The 19,846-nt window shown below is 74.5% G+C and carries 13 protein-coding genes; 5 read left to right on the forward strand and 8 right to left on the reverse strand.

The window, feature by feature from the left end:
• Nucleotides 1-223 precede the first annotated feature (223 nt).
• From ACIPYS_RS06710 to ACIPYS_RS06720, 3 genes are all read right to left on the reverse strand, one after another.
• Nucleotides 224-403 (reverse strand): hypothetical protein, encoded by a 180-nt coding sequence (locus tag ACIPYS_RS06710; protein WP_400744058.1) that lies wholly within the window; start codon nt 401-403, stop codon nt 224-226.
• A gap of 490 nt (nt 404-893) precedes the next feature.
• Nucleotides 894-3,110, reverse strand: coding sequence for an RICIN domain-containing protein (locus ACIPYS_RS06715; protein ID WP_400744061.1), 2,217 nt, complete (start codon nt 3,108-3,110; stop codon nt 894-896).
• A 32-nt stretch (nt 3,111-3,142) separates the two neighbouring features.
• Entirely contained in the window at nt 3,143-4,591 is a 1,449-nt protein-coding gene (locus tag ACIPYS_RS06720) for an RICIN domain-containing protein (protein WP_400744064.1), read from the reverse strand.
• 578 nt (nt 4,592-5,169) lie between these two features.
• Between ACIPYS_RS06720 and ACIPYS_RS06725 the strand changes: the two genes are divergently transcribed.
• On the forward strand, nt 5,170-6,444 hold the full coding sequence (locus ACIPYS_RS06725) for a ThuA domain-containing protein (protein WP_400744066.1): 1,275 nt from the start codon (nt 5,170-5,172) through the stop codon (nt 6,442-6,444).
• Nucleotides 6,445-7,181: 737 nt separating this feature from the next.
• Here the strand turns inward: ACIPYS_RS06725 and ACIPYS_RS06730 are convergent.
• Nucleotides 7,182-7,901 carry an ABC transporter ATP-binding protein gene (locus tag ACIPYS_RS06730; protein WP_093863684.1) on the reverse strand — a complete coding sequence of 240 codons (720 nt, stop codon included), beginning with the start codon at nt 7,899-7,901 and terminating at the stop codon, nt 7,182-7,184.
• Between the two features lie 363 nt (nt 7,902-8,264).
• Here ACIPYS_RS06730 and ACIPYS_RS06735 point away from each other — a divergent pair, with 363 nt between their 5' ends.
• The 3 genes from ACIPYS_RS06735 (at nt 8,265) to ACIPYS_RS06745 (ending at nt 15,617) form a co-directional block, all read left to right on the forward strand.
• Nucleotides 8,265-11,687 carry an FtsX-like permease family protein gene (locus ACIPYS_RS06735; RefSeq protein ID WP_400744068.1) on the forward strand — a complete coding sequence of 1,141 codons (3,423 nt, stop codon included), beginning with the start codon at nt 8,265-8,267 and terminating at the stop codon, nt 11,685-11,687.
• A complete protein-coding gene (locus ACIPYS_RS06740) occupies nt 11,684-14,509 on the forward strand; it encodes an FtsX-like permease family protein (protein WP_400744071.1) in 2,826 nt (941 codons plus the stop codon). Before ACIPYS_RS06735 ends, ACIPYS_RS06740 begins: the two co-directional genes overlap by 4 nt.
• A gap of 115 nt (nt 14,510-14,624) precedes the next feature.
• Nucleotides 14,625-15,617 carry an ABC transporter ATP-binding protein gene (locus tag ACIPYS_RS06745; RefSeq protein ID WP_400744074.1) on the forward strand — a complete coding sequence of 331 codons (993 nt, stop codon included), beginning with the start codon at nt 14,625-14,627 and terminating at the stop codon, nt 15,615-15,617.
• Nucleotides 15,618-15,728: 111 nt separating this feature from the next.
• Here the strand turns inward: ACIPYS_RS06745 and ACIPYS_RS06750 are convergent, their stop codons facing one another.
• On the reverse strand, nt 15,729-16,652 hold the full coding sequence (locus ACIPYS_RS06750) for a phytoene/squalene synthase family protein (protein WP_400744077.1): 924 nt from the start codon (nt 16,650-16,652) through the stop codon (nt 15,729-15,731).
• Nucleotides 16,653-16,846: 194 nt separating this feature from the next.
• Between ACIPYS_RS06750 and ACIPYS_RS06755 the strand changes: the two genes are divergently transcribed.
• A complete protein-coding gene (locus tag ACIPYS_RS06755; protein ID WP_093863689.1) occupies nt 16,847-17,422 on the forward strand; it encodes a helix-turn-helix domain-containing protein in 576 nt (191 codons plus the stop codon).
• Nucleotides 17,423-17,543: 121 nt separating this feature from the next.
• Here ACIPYS_RS06755 and ACIPYS_RS06760 read toward each other — a convergent pair whose 3' ends face one another.
• The 3 genes from ACIPYS_RS06760 to ACIPYS_RS06770 form a co-directional block, all read right to left on the reverse strand.
• Entirely contained in the window at nt 17,544-18,434 is an 891-nt protein-coding gene (locus ACIPYS_RS06760; protein WP_400744081.1) for a dihydrodipicolinate synthase family protein, read from the reverse strand.
• A gap of 1 nt (nt 18,435) precedes the next feature.
• Nucleotides 18,436-19,257, reverse strand: coding sequence for an aldolase (locus ACIPYS_RS06765; protein WP_093863691.1), 822 nt, complete (start codon nt 19,255-19,257; stop codon nt 18,436-18,438).
• A gap of 281 nt (nt 19,258-19,538) precedes the next feature.
• The gene (locus tag ACIPYS_RS06770) at nt 19,539-19,724 is read right to left on the reverse strand and encodes a hypothetical protein (protein ID WP_093863692.1); all 186 of its coding nucleotides are present in this window, start codon (nt 19,722-19,724) and stop codon (nt 19,539-19,541) included.
• Between the last annotated feature and the right edge of the window lie 122 nt (nt 19,725-19,846).

Genomic DNA, 19,846 nt, shown 5'->3' on the forward strand with positions numbered 1-19,846 from the left:
TTCTCGACGCCGCCGCCCTCGGGGAGGCCGGGTACACCTGCGAGGAGACTCTGGAACTCGCTTCGGTAGTCGGCCGCCCGGTCGAGGCCGTCGCCCGACCGTCCTGACCGCAAGTGCGGGCAGGACGGTCAGGTGTGGTGCTGACCAGCAGGAACCGGCGAGCGAGGTAGTGGATGCGCAGGCGCGGCAGGCGCCGTACCTCTCCGTGCCGCCAGGCGGCTCGCTAGTGGGAGTCGGTCGAGTGGATGTCCACGGTGTACTGGGTGCGCTGGTAGTCGGAGTACCGGTTCTGGTAGTCGTCCACCGCCACTCCGACGCTGCCGTTCCCGTGGGCCGGGCTGGACAGGGTGATGGTGCCAACGGCGACGACGAGGGCCACGAGGGCCCGCTTGTGGATGCTCATGACCCCGTAACCGCTCCGAGTCCGGGGCGGTCACGGGCAGGTGCACAGGACGAGAGCCAGCGGCTCCAAAGGCAGGGGAGCCAGGTCGGTCCACCCACCGGCGTAGTAGATGAACCTGTTGCACCAGAACGGGTCACCCACTCGTGCCGACAGTCCGGCCAGGGCAGCAGAGTGGCTGTGGTGTCGCACAGGGCGTATGCGCCGGGCGCGTCGTCGGGGAAGGTAACAGCGCAGGTGCCTCCGTTGGCCGTGAGTGTGCTGACGGCGGCCGGCATCTGCGGAGTCGGCAGTGCCAGGAAATGGCGTGACGGGCTCCCGACGGGCGGCTGCCGTCGGGTGGCTACGGGCATGAGTGGGCCGAAGGGCGCGTCCGTCGAGTTCTCGAAGCACGCGAGGTGCTGTTGTGACGTTCGGCGGGTGCGTACGCGGTGGCCGCGACCTCCCGTGCGGACGGGAGGTCGCGGCTGCGGCCGGCCGGGGGTGGTGGGGCTTACGGGTAGGCGACCAGGTTGGCGACGTTGGTGGTGGAGTTGGAGGGGCCGCCGGTGGAGTTGATGATGTGGTTGATGGTGCCGGTGCCGCCCAGGGAGACGGTCACCAGGTCGTGGAAGCGGACGCCGGGGCGGTTGGGGGCCTCGAAGGAGTGCTCCTCGACGACGGCGGGGTTGACGTTGAAGTAGGCGTAGGAGCCGAGGCCCCAGGCCTCGTGGGTGGTGACGCCGGGCGCGACCTGGTAGGCGGGGTAGCCGCGGGTGGAGCCGTTCGTCCAGGCGGCCTGGTTCGGCGGGTCGTAGGGGAGTTCGTTCTGGAAGAAGTAGGTGCGGCCGCCGGAGCCGTTCCAGATCACCTGGGTCTGCTGGTAGTGCTCCACGAACAGGCCGTACATGGTGACGTCGGCGCCGTTGACGACGAGTCCGTTGGCGGCGGTGTTGCTGGTCCAGCCGACGCCGCTGCCGTGGTCGGCGCGCCACAGCCACAGGTGGTCGCCGATGACGTGGTTCGAGTTGACGACCAGGGACTGGGTGGCCCGGCCGACGCCCGCGCCGCCGATGCGGAAGAACACGTCGTGCAGGGAGGTGGGATCGGCGCTGTGGTCGACGGCGGTGGGGCCGTCGCCGCCTATCCGCATCAGCACGGGGCTGTTGACGGTGCCGGCGTCGATCAGCAGGCCGGCCAGCTTCACGCCGTCCACGTCGGCGACGTCGACGGCGGTGATGCCGTTGTCGGGCACCAGGGTGGCCAGGCCCAGGCCGAGCACGACGGTGTCGGGCCGGTTGACGCGCAGGGTCTGGTTCAGGTGGTAGACGCCCGGTGTGATCAGCAGGTTCTTGCCCTGGGCGAGGGCCGCGTTCATGTCCGCGGCGGTGGCGCCGGGCTTGACGACGAAGAACCGGTCGATCGGCAGCGAGTCGCCCGCCTGCGTGCCGCCGGCCCAGGTGGTGCCGGTGGTGTCGGTCCGCAGCGCCGGGACGAAGACCTGGTAGGCGCCGGCCCGGTCCACGTAGAGGAAGGGCTTCTCGCGCACCACCGGGGTCCGCGCCACGGTGGTGAAGGGCGGGGCGGGGAAGGTGTTGGCGGGGGCGTTGACGTCGCCGACGAAGACCATGTTCCAGTTGGAGCCGGTCCAGCCGCCCCACTGGGTGTTGCGGGACAGCCACTGCTGCTGGGAGCCGGATTCGACCCGGCCGTCGATCAGGGAGTCGGCGATGAAGCCGCCGGAGGACCAGCCGCCGTCGTCGAGCCGGAGGTTGCCGCGCACGTGCATCCGCCGGTAGGGGGCGGCCTGGGAGACGGCCCAGCGGTCGGCGCCGCCGGTGGGGGTCACGGAGAGGTTCTCGGCGGAGCGCCAGAAGTTCTGGGTGGCGTTGCCCTGGAACCAGTCGGCCTCGGCGTGCACGGCGCCGTTGACGGTGACGTCGTCGGGGGACAGGCCCAGGCCGGCGACCTGGGTGTAGAAGCCGACGTTGGCGTTCACGTTGTAGCTGCCGGGCTTGAAGAGCAGGGCCTGGCGCTGGGTGCCGAACTGGTTGGTCTCCTGCTGGGCGAAGACCTGGTCGAGCTTGGCCTGGATGGCGGCGGTCGGCGTCGAGGGGTCGAACACCGCCACGTTGGGGCCCAGGTCGGGGGTGCCGGGCGGGTTGGTGCCGGTGCTGCCGAAGGTGAAGGACTGGGCGGCGGTGCCGTTGCAGGTGTACTGCTGCAGCCGGACCGCGTCGGCGGTGGAGGCGCCGGGCACGTCCAGGCACTTGCCGCTGTTGCGGTTGACGAAGTGGTGGGCGCCGTTCGCCTCGGCGACGGCCTGCCACTGCTGGTTCGTTCCGCCGCCGTACGTCCAGAGCTGGACCTTGGCGCCGTCGGCGGTGGAGACATCGGTGACGTCGAGGGCCTGCGCGGGGTCGTTCTGCGCGTTGATCCGGACGTAGCCGTTGCCGAGCTCCTGGACCTGCCACTGCTGGGCGCCGGTGCCGTTGCAGGTGTACTGCTGCACGGCGGTGCCGTTCGCGGTGGCCGCCGCGGCGGCGTCGACGCATTTGCCGGAGTTCTGCGACACGAGCGTGGTCGCGCCGGTGGGGACGGCGGCCAGGGCGGCCGGGGCCGGGGTCAGCAGCACCGCCGAGGAGGCCAGCAGGCCGGCCGCGGCCGTCAGCGGGAGAAGGGTCTTCGTGGTCTTCGTGGTTTTCCTGGTCTTCCTGGTCTTCCTGCGCACGGGAGTCGTTCCTTTCGCGGGTCGGCGGGAGGTCAGGCGGGCAGGGTCCACTGCTGGTTCGCGGCGGCGTAGCAGTCCCAGATCTGCAGCCGGGTGCCGTTCGCGGAGGACGGGCCGGTGGCGTCCAGGCAGCGGCCGGAGGCGGGGTTGACCAGGGTCCGGTCGGCCCGGGCCTGCCACTGCTGGGCGCCGGTGCCGTTGCAGTCCCACAGCTGGATCGGAGTGCCGTCGGCGGTGCCCGCGGAGGTGACGTCCAGGCACTTGCCGAGCGCCCGGACGGTGCCGTCGGTGCCGACGGTCCAGGACTGGGCGCCGGTGCCGTTGCAGTCCCACAGCTGGATCGCGGTGCCGTTGGCGGTGCTGGCGGAGGCGACGTCGACGCACTTGCCGCCGTAGCCGGTGATCCGGCCGGTGCGGCCGGTGGGCGGGGTGGTGCCGCCGCCGGTGACGGTGTTGAAGGTCCGCGAGAACTGGTAGGCGGACTGCGGGGTGCCGCTGCAGGTGGAGGACAGGGTGCCGTTGGTGGCGCAGGCCTTGTCGCGTCCGACGGCCCAGAAGGCGAGCAGCTGAATGCCGCGGGAGCGGGCGAAGTCGGTGAGGGTCTGGGCGTTCGCGGTGGTGAAGACCTCGGCCTGGGTGTCGTTGACCCCGATCATCGGGGTGTTGCCCTCCATCGCCCACAGCTGCTCGGAGGTCTTGGCCGTCCAGATCCGGCCGAGTTGGGTGTGCAGGCCCTCGGCGGCGCTGATCGCGGCCTGGCCCATGTCCATGGCCGGGCCGTAGTCCATCGTCATGATGTTCACGGTGTTGACGTTCAGGCCGCGGCTCTTGGCGTTGTTCAGCAGGCTCAGGGAGTCGGGCAGCAGGCCGGTGGGGGCGACCGGCAGGGTGTAGTTGACGTCCAGCCGCTTCCCGGCGGCCGCCTGGGCCTGCTGGAGTTGGGCGAGGGCCTGGTTGCGGCGGTCGTTGGCGGCGGTGTCGGCCAGTGCCCCGCCCTCGATGTCCAGGTCGATGCGGGTCAGGTCGAGTGCGTCCACCACCCGCTTGTACTGGGCCTGGAGCGCGGCGACGCTGGTGCAGGCCTGGCCGAGTTCGGTGCCGGACGCGCCGCCGAAGCTGGCGATCACATCGCCCCCGGCCACCCGGTGCGCGTTGATCGCGCCGGTCCAACCGGCGTCCGTGATCGGGGTGTTGCCGTTGAAGGTGGCGTTGCAGCCGCCGTCGCTGATCACGAAGGCGAGGGTGACGTACTTCAGCCCGGCGCCGTTGCGGGCGTCGGCGAGGGTGGACGGGTTGTTCCAGGTCTCCAGGTACGGCGCCGCGTACTGGGCGGGGAAACCCGGGCCGGCGGTGGCCGCGACCGCGACCGCGGCCTGACCGGCGGTGGCAGAGGCCTGGCCGGCGGCGCCGGAGAGGAGGGCGGCGACGGTGGCGGGCAGTGCCAGGGCGGCCGCGGCGGTGCGGGTGAGGTTGCGAAGCAAGACGGCTCCTTGTGGGGGGAAGTCGGTCGTTCACTCGCATGCTCGTTCAGGAAGTGAACGAGGTGTCAGGTTCGAGGGCGGTGGGGCGGGTTGGGGCCGCGGTGGCCGCGCCGTCGAACCTGACGGGGTCCGGACATTTTTCAAGACGTGAAGTTAGGGGTTGGCCTAGACCACGTCAACCCTCCGTGCGGGGGGATCAGCAGGCCGTGCACGCACGGCCGGGCGTCGGACGCCACGGGGTGCATCGGCCGGCGCCGACCGTCCGTTCATGAACTGAAGGCCTGGGGGTTGACTCATCTGGTTCAGACCTTTTAGGTTCGCGGCACGAAGGGTGACGACGCGCCTGCCGCGACCGGGCCCGGCCGGCCCTCGGCCGACGTTCCCTCGGCCGGTGTTCGCCCGACGGCTGCCCCGGCCCGGCGCCGCCGCTCCCCGCGCCGCAGCTCCCCGCACCCCCCGCCGCCAGTTCCCCGCACCTCGCGCTCGATTCCCCACACCGGCACGTCCGTCGCCGTGGCCGGGAACGCTCCGGCAGTGCCCCGCTCCGGCCGGCCCGCCCCCACCGAAGGAGTAGCCCCATGCCGCGCCACCGTGCCCGAGGACGGCTGCCGCAGGCCGTCCTCGCCCTGCTCGCCCTCCTGCTCGGCATCCTCGCCCCGACCGGCTCCGCCGCCCAAGCCGCCCCCACGGCACCCGACTTCAAGGTGATCGCGTTCTACAACGGCACCTGGGACGCCGCCCACATCGACTTCGACAAGGAGGCCAACGACTGGTTCCCCAGGACCGCGGCGGCCAACAACTTCACCTACACCGCCACCACCGACTGGAACCTGCTGGCCAACGGCGGGGTCGACGCGTACGACGTCGTCCTGTTCCTGGACGACGCCCCGCAGACCGCCGCCCAGCGCGCGGGCTTCGAACGGTTCATGCGCGGCGGCGGGGCCTGGCTCGGCTTCCACGTGTCGGCCTTCACGACCGAGGCCGCCGGCTGGGACTGGTACTACAACCGCTTCCTCGGCAGCGGGAACTTCCGCTCCAACACCTGGGGCCCGACGACCGCCGTGCTGCGCACCGAGAACGGCACCCACCCCGCTGCCGCGTCCCTGCCGTCGACCTGGACCTCCGCGGTCAGCGAGTGGTACTCCTGGGCGAACGACCTCCGCGCCAACCCCGACATCAAGGTGCTGGCCTCGGTCGACCCGTCGGGTTTCCCGCTCGGCAGCGACCCGAACCAGACCTGGTACGGCGGTGACTACCCGATCGTCTGGACCAACACCCAGTACCGCATGCTGTACGCCAACTTCGGCCACAACGCGATGAACTACGCCACCAACACCCGGACTTCATCCACCTTCGCGTCGGCCGTCCAGAACCGGATGCTGGTCGACGCGCTCAAGTGGCTGGGCCGGGCGCCGGCCGGTACCGACCCCTGGTACAGCCTGACCTCGCGGGCCAACGGCCGGTGCATCGACGCCCGCTCCGCCTCGACCGCCAACGGCACCGCGATCCAGCAGTACACCTGCAACGGCACCACCGCCCAGCACTTCCGGCTCGCCGCGACCGACGGCGGCTACGTCCGGCTGGCCGCCCGCAACGACCCCGGCCAGGTCGTCGACGTCACCGGAGTCGCCACGGCCGACAACGCGCCCCTGCAACTGTGGGCCTACGGCGGCGGCGCGAACCAGCAGTGGCGCCCCGTCGCGGAGGCCGGCGGCACCCAGCACTTCGTCGCCCGCCACAGCGGCAAGTGCCTCGCCGTCGCCACCACGGCGGCCACCGACTCCGTGCAACTCGTCCAGCGCACCTGCGACAACTCCGCCGCGCAGAGTTTCCGGCTCACCGCGCAGCCCTGACCGCCGCTCGCGGGGCGGCGGCGGGAGCGGTCCGGATCCGTGCCGGACCGCTCCTGCTGTCGTACCGCACGGATCCGTCCCGGTCACCCCGGTCACCCCGGTCACCCCGGTCGCCCCGGTCGCCCCGGTCGCCCCGGGCGACCGGGCGGGAGCGGCGGGAGCCGTGCCGCACCGGTGACTGCCGAAATACGGGATGCGGCCCGGGGAATTTCGGGGCGCCGTCCCAGGGCGGCGCGCCCGCGAGCGAATTCGCCGAGTGATCAGCGGGAGTTCGTCGGACCTTCGCGAGCCGGATCCTTCGTGCCCGTGCGGAGGAACCGCCTCCGGCCGTCGGCCCGGAACGCGGGCAGGTGCGGGGCCGGTGCCGATCGGACGGTGGCCGCTGTGCCTCCGGCGCGCGCACCGCCGCCCGGCAGTGCGGCCGGGTCGTCGGCAGCGCGGACGGGTGGTCGGCGGACGTGTCGCGCCCCGTTCCCGGTGGGGCCGGCCCGTTCCGGTTCCCCCTGCGCCGGGCGCCTTCGGAGCGTGTTCCGGGGAATCCCCGGAGCGCGTCCCGGAGAACTCGCGGGGAACGCGCCGGGAACCCGCCCGGGAATTCCCCGGCGCATTCCCGAAAGGCGTTCCCCGACGCGCTCCCGCCGGATTCCCCGGGATTTTCCCGGTCGGCCCTCGGTCCGCGGGCAATCGCCGCCGACCGGGATGCCGCAGGGGGGCAGCTGGACACTGCGGGAGGACGCTCAGGCGACGGTGGCGGGCTCCTCGACCACGCGGCCGTCGCGGAGTTCGACCACGCGGTCGGCGAGTTCCATCAGGTTGGGGTCGTGGGTCGCGACCAGGACGGTGACGCCCTCGCTGCGGACCACCGCGCGCAGCAGCTCCATGATCGAGCGGCCGGTCTCGGAGTCCAGCTGGCCGGTCGGCTCGTCCGCGATGATGAGGTCGGGCTCGTTGGCCAGGGCCCGGGCGATGGCGACGCGCTGCTGCTGGCCGCCGGAGAGTTCCCCGGGGCGCTGGTTGGCGTGGTCGGCCAGCCCGACCAGGGCGAGCAGGGTGCGGGCGCGCTCCTCGCGCTGGGCGGCGGGCACCTTGCGCAGCCGCATCGGGATGCCGACGTTCTCGGCGGCGGTGAGCACGGGCAGCAGGCCGAAGGACTGGAAGACGAAGCCCAGCCGGTCCCGGCGCAGCGCCAGCCGTCCGTCCTCGTCCAGGCCGCCGAGGTCGGTGCCGTCCAGGGTGATGGTGCCGCCGGTCGGGGCGTCGAGACCGCCGACCAGGTTGAGCAGGGTGGTCTTGCCGGAGCCGGACCGGCCCTTGAGGGCGGTGAGTTCACCCCGGCCGATGGTGAAGGAGACGCCGCGCAGGGCGTGCACGGCGCGCTCGCCGGTGCCGAAGCTGCGGTGGACCTCGGTGACGGCCACCATGGGCGTGCTGTCGGTGCCGGCCGGTTGCTGAGTCATGCGGCGTCCCCCTGGGAGTTCCCCGGCGGGTTCTGCCGACGGCCGGCCGGGGTGTTCTTCGCGGTGTTCTTCAGGCGTCGTACTTGAAGTGTTCATGGCTTCGCGGGAATCGCGGGCCGACGCACCGTCGGCCGTCACGGTGCGGCGCTACGGATGCGATGCGCAGCATTTGCTCATTACTTACATCCTTCGCGCAAGTCCCTTCCCTTCCTTGACCGGATCTGAAAGCATCGTCCGCTATCCGGTGATCAAGCGCCGGTGATCACCATGACGAAAGCGCCCCGGGGGCCCGTCCGCGCAGGCGAGACACCTGCCCGGACCGGATGCGGCGCGGACACCATTGACGACCGGGGGAGGATCGGGATGCTCGGCTTTGTCATGCGCCGTCTGCGCGGGCGACTGCCCCTGGCCACAGCCGCCCTGCTCACCGTACTGATCACGACGGCGGTGCTCACGGCGCTGGTCGCCTTCCAGCGCACCGTCGGCGAGATCGGACAGCGACAGGCGTTGCAGGGCACGGGCCACCCGCGGACCACGGTGGTGGTCAACTCCGAGCACGGGCTGGACCGGAAGGGCAAGGACGACGCGGCGGTCGCCGACTACGCCCGGACGCTCTTCGGCGACCTGCCGGCCGAGACCCGCGGCCTGTCCCGCAGCCGCTCCTACGGCCTTCCGGCCGGACCGGCGGGCGGCGCGCAGGCTGCCCCGACGGGCAACCCGACGGGCAATCCGGTCGGCAGCCCGACGGGCACTTCCGCCGCCCCTTCCGCCGCCCCGACGGCTGCCGCCCCTTCCGCCGCCCCGACGGCTGCCGCCCCGACGGCCGCCGGCGCACAGCCGGGCGGCGCCAGTGCCGACGACCTCACCCTGCTCGCGGCCGTCGACCGCCAGTACGTCCAACTCCTCGCCGGTAGCTGGCCCGCGGCCGCGGCCCCCGGTGCGCCGGGACCGGTCCAGGCGGCCGTCCCGAGGTCCGTGCTCACCCGCCTCGGCCTCACCCCCGAGGCCCTGCCCGCCGAGGTCCGGCTCACCGACCGCTACGGCGGCCCCCCGCTGGTGGTCCGGGTCACCGGCGCCTACCGGGCCAACGACCCCGCCGACCTCTACTGGCGGCTCGACCCGGTGCAGGGCCGCGAGATCCTCTCCGGCGGCTTCACCACCTACGGCCCGCTGCTCGTCGACGAGACCGCCTTCGCCGCCGGCGGCATCCCCCAGAACGGCCGCAGCTGGCTGATCGACGCCGACTTCACCGGCGTCGGCACCGCCGCCGTGGACGCCGTCCGCGACCGGGTCGCCCCGGCCGGCGACACGCTCAACCGGAACGCCGGACTCATCGCCCGTACCGAACTCCCCGACCTGCTGCGGGAGCTGGACTCCGGCGCGATGGTCGCCCGGTCCACCCTGCTGATCGGCGCGCTCCAACTCGTCGTACTGGCCTCGGCCGCCCTGCTGCTCGTCGTCCACCTCATCGCCAGCCGCCAGCAGGCCGAGAACGCCCTGCTCGCCGCCCGCGGCGCCTCCGGGACCCGGCTCGGCGGCTACACCGCCGTCGAGGCGCTGCTGCTCGCGCTGCCCGCCGCCCTGCTGGCACCCCTGCTCACCCCGCCGCTGCTGCGCGTCCTCGGCGGCTTCGGCCCGCTGCGCCACGTCCCGCTGGACACCTCGCTGCACTGGACGCTGTGGCCGGTCTCGATCGCCTGCGCCCTCGGCTGCGTCCTGCTCGCCGCCGTCCCCGCCCTGCTGCGCGGCGCCGGCGGCGCCGTACTGCGCCGGGCCGGCCGCCGCCAGGCCATGGCCGCCGGCGCGGCCCGCTCCGGCGCCGACCTCGCCCTGCTCGGCCTGGCCGTCCTCGCCTACCAGCAACTCTCCCAGTACAACGGAGGGCTGTCCCCGGACTCCGACGGCCGCCTCGGTCTGGACCCGGTCCTGGTCGCCACCCCCACGCTCGCCCTGGGTGCCGGCACCCTGCTCGTGCTGCGACTGCTGCCGATCGTCGCCCGGCTCGGCGCCCGGCTGGCCGCCCGCGGCCGCGGCCTCGGCCCCGCCCTGGTCGGCTGGCAGCTCGCCCGCCGGCCCGGCCAGGCCAGCGGGCCCGTCCTGCTGCTGGTACTCGGCGTCTCCACCGGCGTCCTGGCACTCGGCCAGCACGACACCTGGAACGCCTCCCAGCAGGACCAGGCGTCCTTCGCGACCGCCGGCGGCCTGCGGATCCACGGCGCCCACACCGCCGCGATCGGCCAGGGCAGCCGCTTCACCGCCCTGCCCGGCGGTGACCGGATCCTCCCGGTCGCCCGGCAGGAGCAGTCGCTGCCCGACGGCACCCACGGCCAGGTCCTCGCCCTGGACGCCGCCGCCTTCGCCGCCCGCGTCCCGATCCGCTCCGACCTCCTCGACGGGCAGGACCCGAACAGGCTGTTCGCCCCGCTCGTCGACACCCCGGCCGGCGGCGCGCCGACCGGGATCACGCTGCCCGGACGCCCGCAGCGGATCGACGTCGACGTCACCTTCACCCCCGCCCCGCGCCCCGCGCCGGGCCCCGACGACCTGTTCGACACGGCACCGCCCCCCAAGGCCCCGGAGGTCTGGCTGCTGCTCCGCGACGGCCACAACCTCTCCTTCGTCGCCCCGGTCACCGGCATCCCCGGCACCGGCGACGGCCGCGCCACCGTCGACCTCGCCCGACTCACCGACGGCGGCCTCAGCTCGGTGTCCGCGCCGCTCTCCGTGATCGGACTGACCCTCGCCCTCGGCCCCAAGGACGCCGGCGAACTGACGGTCCGCCGGCTCGCCGCCGCCGACCGCCCCGCCGACCCCGGAGTCCCGGCCGCCGTCCCCGCCGGCCTCGACTGGAGCACCGGCGACTCCGCCGCGCGCCCCGTCGGTGTGGACGTCGTGCCCGGCGGCTCCGACGACCGGCGGCTGCTCGGCGTGCGCTTCGGCGTCGGTGCCGACGCCCTCAACAACCGGCGCGCCGTCATCACCCCGGCCGCGGCCGTCCCCCCGGCCGCCATCGCCGGCGTCGCCACCCGCGGCTACCTCACCGCCACCGGCTCCGCCGTCGGCGCGACCGTCCGGGTGCCGTTCGGCCTCACCACGGTGCCGGTACGGATCACCGGAGAGGTCGCTTCGCTGCCCGTCGTCGGGGACAACGCGGTGCTCGTCGACCTCGGCACGGTCGGCCGGGCCCTCGCCGCCGACGGCCGGGAGACACCCGCCCCCGCCGAATGGTGGCTGCCCGCCACCGGCCCGGACGACCGCACCCCCGCCCAGGCCGCCGCCGCACTGCGCGCCGCCCCCGGCGCGCCCGGGCTCCAGCTCCGCGACGAGGTCGCCGCCGACCTCCTCGGCGACCCGCTCAGCGCGGCCCCGCAGAACGCCCTCGCCGCCATCGCCGTCGTCACCACCGTGCTGGCCGCGATCGGCTTCGGTGCCGCCGGTGCCGCCGCCGCAGGCCAGCGCTCCCGGGACTCCGCGCTGCTGCTCGCCCTCGGCGCCCCCAGGCGCCGCCTGGTCCGCACGGCCGCCGCCGAACAGGCCGTCCTGGTGGGTCTCGGCAGCGTGGTCGGGCTCGCCCTCGGGGCCCTGATCGTCCATCTGATCGTGCCCCTCGTCGTCCTCACCCCGGCGGCCCGCCGCCCCGTCCCGGAGGCCCTGGTGGCCCTGCCGCTCGGCACCGCCGCGCTGCTGGCCGTCGCGATCTCCGCCGTCCCCCTGCTGTCGGCCCTGCTCGGCGGCCGCCGTCGCCGGGACGTCGCCCAGCGCCTGCGGCACCTGGAGGAGATGTGACCGGCCCGGCCGCCACCACCGCCCCCCGCCCCACCGGCACCGGCCACGGCACCGGCACCGGGACCGGCCACCGCCCGGCCCCGTGGGTCCGCACCCGGCTGCGCGCCACCCCGCTCGCCGCCCTGCTCACCGCCGTGCTCGCGCTCGGCACGGTCTTCCTGGCCACCGCCTTCCCGCGGGTCCTCGACCGGGCCGCCGACCAGGGCCTGCGCGACTACCTCCACGACCGGGGCACCGTCGCGACCAGCATCTACGCCTCCGCCACACGCTCCGGGGGAGCCAAGGGCCTCGACGACGCGGCCGGCCTGCTGGCCTCCCACGTCGGCCCCACCCTCGCCGTCGCCCCGGGCGGAATCGTCTACGGCGCTCGCAGCGGCAAGACGCGAACCCTGACGGACCCCTGGCTCGCCCGCCCCGAACACGCCGACCCCGAGATGGGCCTGCTCTACGTCCAGGGCCTGCGCGAGCACACCACACTCGCCGAGGGCCGCTGGCCGGAGGCTCCGAAGAGCGGCGGACCCGTCCCGATCGCGCTCGTCCGCGAGGTCGCCACCACCCTCAACATCCGTCTCGGCGACGTCCTCAACACCCCCGACGTCCTCCAGGAGGACCGGGCGCCCAAGGCCGAGGTGGTCGGCATCCTGGACGCCGTCGACCGCGACGACCCGTACTGGACCGAGCTCTCCTGCCCCGTGCAGGCCTGCCTCGACTTCACCAAGGGCAAGCACCCCGAAGCCTTCTGGCGCTTCACCGCGCTCGTCGACGGCAGCGCGCTCGACGCGATCCAGGCCTGGCAGACCGGTGCCCAGGACTTCTGGCGGATCCCGGTCGACGTCGACCGGCTGCGCGCCGACCGGCTCGCGACCACCGACCGGGAGCTCGCCTCCTACCTCACCGGGCACACCGCCAACGAACTGGCGAAGGTCACCGACCGCGTCGGCCTGCAGATCACCTCCCCGCTGCCCGGCGTCCTGGAGAAGGCCACCGCCCGGCAGCAGGCCACCGCGCCGCTCGCCGCCATCGGCCCGGCCGGTCTGGCCGGCGTCGGTCTGGTCGTGCTCGGCCTGGCCGCCGCCCTCGCCGGCGACCGTCGCGCCGCCGAACTGCGCCTGCTCCAGGCCCGCGGCGGCTCCCGGACCGGCGTCGTCGGCCGACTGCTCGGTGAGGGCGTCGTCACCGTGCTGCTGCCCGCCGTCCTCGCCGGGGTGCTCGCCCTGTGGCTGCTGCCCACTCCGCGCTGGGGCGGCGCCGTCCTGGCCGGCACCGCCGTCGCGCTCTTCTCCCTGCTCGCCCTGCCGCTGCGCGCCGCCCGGCTCTGGTCCCGGCCCCGGGCCGGCAACGGCCGGCGCCGCCTGGCCGGCGAACTCGCCGTCCTGGCCCTGACGGTCACCGCCGTCGTCGAGGTCCGCCGGCGCGGCGTCGCCCCGGCCGGGGCGGACATCGACCCGCTGCTGGTCGCCGCGCCCCTGCTGCTCGCCCTCACCGGCGGACTGCTGCTCGCCCGCCTCCAGCCGCTGCTGCTCGGCGTCTTCGCCCGGATCGCCACCCGGCGCCCCGGCGCCATCGGCTTCCTCGGCCTCGCCCGCGCCGCCCGGGGCGGCACCGAGGGGGCCCGCCCCTCCGTCCTGCCCCTGATCGCCCTGCTGCTCGCCGTCACCACCGCGGGCTTCGGCTCCACCGTGCTCGGGGCCGTCGACACCGAACGCGTCCACGCCGCCCGGCTGACCGTCGGCGGCGACGCCTCCGTGGTCGTCCCGATCGGCGTCCCGGTCTCGGAGGACTTCGCCGCGGCGGCCGCGGCGCTGCCCGGCGTCCGCACCTCCACCCGGGTCTGGGCCGACACCGAGGTGTTCGTGATCGACGGCAACGGCTCCACCCGGATCTTCGCCGTGGTCGCCGACCCGGTCGCCTACGCGGAGATCTCCCGCTCGCTCGGGCGGGGCGCCTTCGACCCGGCCGCGCTCGCGGGCGGCACCGGCGGAGCGGACGCCCCGGTGCCCGCCCTGGTCTCCGGCGCGCTCGCCCGCAAGCTCGGAGCGGGCGACACCCGCCGGATCCGGCTGCCCAACGGCGGGGAACTGCTCGCCCGCACCGCCGGCGTCGTCGACGGCACCCCCGCGCTCCAGGGCGACGACCGGATGTTCGTCGTCCTGCCGGCCGGTCCGGCCGTCACCGTCGCCCCCGAACTCGGCCGCGCCAACCTCTGGCTGGCCACCGGTGACATCGACCAGGACCGGCTGCGGGGCCTGGTGCGCGAGAAGATCGCCACCGACGCCCAGCGGGCCACCGCATTCCCCGTCGCGACCGACCGGGGGAGCGACGGACTGCCCCTCGGCTACAGCGTGCGCACCAGCGCGGCCCTGAGCGCCGAGCTCGCCGCCGACCCGCTCCAGGCCGCCGCGGCCCGGCTGTTCTGGACCGCCGTGCTCGGGGCCGGCGCGCTCGCCCTGCTGGCCGTCCTGCTCACCCTGGTCCGGGCCGCGCCCGAGCGCACCGCGCTGCTGGCCCGGCTCCGCACCATGGGCCTGCGGCCCCGGCAGGGCCTGACCCTGATCCTGATCGAGACACTGCCGCAGACCCTGGTCGCGGCCGTCGGCGGCGGCCTGGTCGCGGTCTCCGCGGTCGCCCTGCTCGGGCCCGCCTTCGATCTGTCGATCCTGGTCGGCGCCGACATCGCGCCCGGGCTGCGGATCGCCGTCCCGCCGGTGCTGGTGCCGACGGTCGGCCTCGCCGCCCTCGTCTCCGCGGGCGTCGTCGCCGAGGCGCTGATCGCCGGCCGCCGGCAGATCGCCACCGAACTCCGGGCGGGGGACCAGCGATGACCCTCCCGCCGCGGACCGGGGACACCCCCGGAAGGCGGGCCGCAGCCACGCCGGCCGCACCCGCGCCGACCACGCCCACGACCACGAGGCCCCGCGCCGACGAGAGGAGCACGCGGTGAACGGCAGCGCCCAGGACCAGAGGACCGCCCCGGCCCCCACCTTCCAGGAACTCCAGGAGCGCGCCCGCGCCGCCGCGGCCGGCCCCGCGGCGCACAGCGCGGACGCGGCCATCGTCTGCGACCGGCTGGTCCGCATCTTCAGCGCCCAGGGCGTCGAGGTGCAGGCCCTCCAGGGGCTCGAGCTGACGATCCGTCAGGGTGACCTGGTGGCCCTGGTCGGCGCCTCCGGCAGCGGCAAGTCCACCCTGCTGACCATCCTGGCCGGGCTCGACGTGCCGACCGCCGGCACCGCCACCGTGGCCGGCAGCGACCTGCTGGAGATGTCCCCCCGCGAACGGCTGCGCTACCGCCGCGAGGTGGTCGGCTTCATCTGGCAGCAGACCGCCCGCAACCTGCTGCCCTTCCTCACCGCCGCCGAGAACATCGCCCTGCCGATGCAGCTGCGCGGCGGCCGGTCCTCGCGCGCCGCGTCCCGGCAGCAGGCGGCCCGGGTGGCCGAACTCATGGAGGCGCTGGACATCGGCGAGCTCGCCCGCCGGCGCCCGACCGAGATGTCCGGCGGCCAGCAGCAGCGCGTCGCCATCGCGGTCGCCATGGCCAACAACCCGCCGGTTCTGCTCGCCGACGAGCCCACCGGTGAGCTGGACTCGGAGACCGGGGCGAGCATCTTCGAGGCCTTCCGCACCGTCAACCGCGAACTCGGCGCCACGGTGGTGATCGTCACCCACGACCCGATGGTGGCCGGGGAGGTCCGCCGCACCGTCGCCATCCGTGACGGCCGCACCAGCAGCGAGGTGCTCCGCCGCACCCTCACCGACGAGCACGGCGAGGAGTCGGTCAACGAGACCGAGTACGTGATGCTGGACCGCACCGGCCGGGTGCAGCTCCCGGCGAAGTTCCTGGAGGCGCTGGGAATGGAGCACCGGGTCGCCGTCGAGCTGGCGCCCGACCACATCGCCGTCCGTCCGGACGACCTCGAGGGCCACTGAGGGTCCCGCCGCCGACGGTCCCGCCGCCGACGGGCTCACCGCCGACGGGCCCGGTTCCGACGGGTCGGTGCCGATGGGGCGCGGCGGCGCGTTCCGCCGTCGGCCGGCCCGTCAGCCGCGGTCCTGACGGGCGGCCCGGCGGAACCGGAGGTACTCCCGGCCGAGCAGGCGCAGCGCGGCGGGCTTGGCGGGGCTCGCGGACCGCCGCAGCAGCGCGCCGAGATCGGCGCGCGCCGCCGCCCCGGTGAGCTCCTCGACCCCGACGATGCAGCGGACCATCGGCCGGTGGACGGCCGGGACCAGCCCGATCACGGTCCGGGCCTCGGCCAGGGTGCGGTCGGCCTCGTCCAGCAGGCCGCCGAGCAGCTCCCGGACCGCCGGCAGGTCCCGGGCCTGTTCCAGATCGGCCCTGGTGACCCCGTACCGCGCCAGCCGGTCCCGGGGGACGGTCAGCCGGCCCTCCGCGAGGTCCTCGGCGAGGTCGTTGACGAAGTCGAGCCGCTGGCTGCCGTCGATGAAGGTCCGGCACGCGGCCCGGTACTCCGACTGGTCGCCGGCCGGGCCGAGCAGCGCGGCGACGACCATGAAGCCGGGCAGCGAGTACCCGTCCACGTAGCGCTGGTAGTCCTCCTCGGTGTCGAAGCCGGTGAAGTCGAGATCCGCCTCCGCGGCGGCGAGGTGGTCCAGCACCCGGTCGCGCAGCTCGGGGTGGGCGGCCGCGCTGTGCAGCAGCGGCCGCAGTTCGGGGTCGTCCGTCCGGCCCTCGTCGAGGCCGCGGGTCACCTCGCGCTGCCAGCGGTCGGCGGCCGCGCGCCGTTCCGCGAGCGGGCCGCTGTCGAGCAGGGTGTCGGTCCGGTGCATGAACGCGGCCGCCGCGATCACGTGCGGGACGGTCCGCTCCGGCAGCAGCAGCCCGGCCGCCACCGCGACCTCGCGCCGGTACCGGGTCACCTGCTGCCGCTGCCGACCGTAGTCGGCCCGCAGACCGGCATCCCGCACCCCGGCCGCGTCCAGCGCCCGTTCCCACCTGCCCACTCGGCTCACCCGTCCCTCTGCTCGGAGGGACCGAGCCTATGGCGTGTGCGTCGGGCCCCGTGGCCCGGGCCCCGGGAGCAGGCGGACGGGAGCGGGGCGGTGGGCGCGGGGCGGTGGGCGCGGGTGGGGAGGCCGGACCCGGGTGGGATACTGGACCGGTCCATTCCGCGGCGGCAGGTGGTGAGGGGCGGCACATGAGCAGCCGGGTGCGGGTGCTGAGGAAGCAGAACCGGCTCAGCCTGGAGGCGCTGGCGGAGCGGGTCGGGGTGACCAAGAGCTATCTGTCCAAGGTGGAACGCGGCCTGAGCGACCCGTCGATCTCCACTGCGCTCAAGCTCGCGCACGCGCTGAACGTCGATGTCGGCCGGCTGTTCTCGGACGAGGTGGAGCCCGAACTGATCACTGTGGTCCGGGCCGACGAGCGGACCCCGATGGGTGCCGGAACGGGCCCGGGCGACACACGCTACGAGGGCATCGCGACCGGTCTGACCGACAAGCGGATGGTGCCGTTCATGATGCACCCGCCGACGGATCCCGCCGACCCGCCGTTCAAGTCCCACGCCGGGGAGGAGTACCTCTTCGTCCACGAGGGCACCGCCGAGCTGGAGTTCCCGGAGCGCACCGTGGCCCTGGGGCCGGGCGACAGCGTGTACTTCAACTCCGCCCTGCCGCACCGCTGCCGCTCCACCGGCGGGCGGCCCGCCGCGATCCTCGTGGTCATCCACGACGAGCCGTCCGGTCCGGCCGACCACGTCCCGACCCTGCCCTGACCCGGACCTGCCCTGACCCGGACCTGCCCTGGCGCGACCCCTGCCCGACGCGCGCCCTCCCTCGCACACGCCGGCCCCGGTACCGCCGGGGCGGTACCGGGGCCGGCGCGGTCCTGGCGGCTCAGCCCGCGGCGGCGAGCAGTTCCGCGAGGCGTGCGGTCCCGGTCGGGTCCAGCGGCAGCAGCGGTCGGCGCGGCTCGCCGACGTCCAGACCGAGCAGGGCCAGACCGGCCTTCACGGTGGTGGGCAGGCCGCCGCCCAGGATGAACTCCAGCACCGGGAGCTGGCGCTGGAAGACCTCCAGGGCGAGGTCCCACTCACCCGCCCGTACGGCGCGGTGGAGTTCCAGGACCGGTCCGGGGATCAGGCAGGGCGCGGCGGTGCACCAGCCCGCCGCGCCGGCCGAGAAGGCCGCCAGGGCGAGCGGGTTGCTGCCGTTGTAGAACGGCAGCGCGCCGTCGGTGAGTTGTGCGAGCCGGTGCATCCGTCGCACGTCGCCGCTGCTCTCCTTCACCATGGTGATGTTCTCCACCCGCTCGACCAGCGAGACCATCAGCTCGGGGGAGAGGTCGACCCCGCTGGTGGCCGGGTTGTTGTAGAGCATCACCGGGACGCCGACCGCGTCGGCCACGGCCGTGAAGTGGCCGGCCACCTCGCGCTCGTCGAGTTTCCAGTACGCCTGCGGCAGTACCATGACGGCGTCCGCGCCCGCCTGTTCGGCGAACCGGGCCCGCCGGACCGCGGCCCGGGTGGTGAGGTCCGCGACACCGACCACGGCGGGCACCCGGCCGGCGACCGCGCCGAGCGAGGCCTCGGCGGCGGTGTACCACTCCTGGTCGTCCAGGTAGGCGCTCTCGCCGGTGGATCCGAGCGGGGCGATCGCGTGGCAGCCGGTGTCGATCAGCCGGTCCACCAGCGCGGTGAGGGTGTCGACGTCCACGCCGCCGCCCTCGCCCGGGGTGAACGGGGTGACCGGGTAGGCGATGATCCCCTCCAGTTGGAGCCCGTTCATCTCAGGCACCACCCTCGGAGGTCGTGCCGGCGGTGCCGGTGCCGAGCGCGTCGCCGTGCCCGGCCCGCAGGGCTCGCCGGGCGTAGTAGGCGAAGTTGGCCTGGCTGCGCTTGGCGGTGGAGGTCCAGTCGTGGGCCTCCCGGGCGAGCGGCGCGGGTATCTCCCGGATCCGGCCGGCCGCGGAGGCCAGCAACTGGAGCCGGGCGGCCCGCTCGAAGAGCACGGCGAGGGTGCAGGACTCCTCCACGCCGGCCGTGGCGACCAGCATGCCGTGGTGGGCGAGCAGCAGGGCCCGCTTGTCGCCGAGCGCGGCGGTGATGATCTCCCCCTCCTCGTTGCCGACCGGGATGCCGGGCCAGGACTCCAGGAAGGCGCAGTCCTCGTAGAGCGGGGTGAGGTCCATGTGCGAGACGACCAGGGGCGTCTCCAGCATCGACAGGGCGGAGATGTGCGGCGGGTGGGTGTGGATGATGCAGGTGACGTCGGGGCGGGCCCGGTAGACCCAACTGTGGAAGCGGTTGGCGGGGTTGGCCATGCCGTCGCCCTCCAGGACCTCGAGGTCCTCGTCGACCAGGAGGAGGTTCTCCTCGGTGATCTCGTCGAAACCGAGGCCGAGCCGCTGGGTGTAGTAGGTGCCCGGCCGTTCGGCGCGGGCGGTGATCTGGCCGGCCAGGCCGGAGTCGTGGCCGGCCTCGAAGAGGATGCGGCAGGTGAGGGCCAGCTTCTGACGGGTGGTCCAGTCGTTGTCGGGGATCGCGGTGCGCATCCTGCGCTGCGCGAGGTCGACCAGGTCCGCCTTGGCGGTGGTCAGGGTCTCGGCCATGGCCGGGTGCTCCTTCGCTCGGGGGCGTGGCCGCGGCGGCGCGCGGCGGTCCGGTGCCGTGTGCCGGGCGCACCGGCAGGACACTGTGTTCACCATAGGACACATCGTGTCCTGGCGTCGACGGTGATGCCGGTGTCGATGCCGGTGTCGGTGTCGACGGCGATGCCGAGAGCGGTGCGGAGAGCGCTGCCGAGAGCGGTGTGCCGGGCGTGAGGCCGACGGCGGTGCCGGGCGTGAGGCCGATGGCCCCTGCGGTCGGAGCGGAGGCGGTCGCCGGGCCGTCAGCTCCCGTCGGTCATGCGGCGGATCAGCCCCGAGCGTTCGGCGTCCGAGCGCAGATCGCCGTCGGGGTCCCCCCGGTCGATCCGGTCACCCCGGCCGGCGGCCGTGCAGAGGGCGAAGACGAGCAGGGCGCTCGCCGCCGCGGCGAGGATGCCGACGGCGGTGAGGACGCGGAGCCAGGTCACGGGAGGTGCCTCCAGGGGGACGGCGCGAGGGAGTGCCGCCGGGGATATCGGCAGACCGGCCGACGAGGTCGAGTGTCCACGGGCGGTTCCGCCTGCCGACCGCCCGCGCACGGTGGCGCACG

Source organism: Kitasatospora sp. NPDC089913 (assembly GCF_044748625.1).
In the GTDB taxonomy this organism is placed as follows: Bacteria; Actinomycetota; Actinomycetes; order Streptomycetales; family Streptomycetaceae; genus Kitasatospora.

What these genes read in the sequence shown, in the direction of transcription:
- ACIPYS_RS06760 (WP_400744081.1), bottom strand. Translation starts at nt 18,434, where the DNA reads ATGAACGGGCTCCAACTGGAGGGGATCATCGCCTACCCGGTCACCCCG.
- ACIPYS_RS06730 (WP_093863684.1), bottom strand. Translation starts at nt 7,901, where the DNA reads ATGACTCAGCAACCGGCCGGCACCGACAGCACGCCCATGGTGGCCGTC.
- ACIPYS_RS06755 (WP_093863689.1), top strand. Translation starts at nt 16,847, where the DNA reads ATGAGCAGCCGGGTGCGGGTGCTGAGGAAGCAGAACCGGCTCAGCCTG.
- ACIPYS_RS06735 (WP_400744068.1), top strand. Translation starts at nt 8,265, where the DNA reads ATGCTCGGCTTTGTCATGCGCCGTCTGCGCGGGCGACTGCCCCTGGCC.
- ACIPYS_RS06710 (WP_400744058.1), bottom strand. Translation starts at nt 403, where the DNA reads ATGAGCATCCACAAGCGGGCCCTCGTGGCCCTCGTCGTCGCCGTTGGC.
- ACIPYS_RS06725 (WP_400744066.1), top strand. Translation starts at nt 5,170, where the DNA reads ATGCCGCGCCACCGTGCCCGAGGACGGCTGCCGCAGGCCGTCCTCGCC.
- ACIPYS_RS06765 (WP_093863691.1), bottom strand. Translation starts at nt 19,257, where the DNA reads ATGGCCGAGACCCTGACCACCGCCAAGGCGGACCTGGTCGACCTCGCG.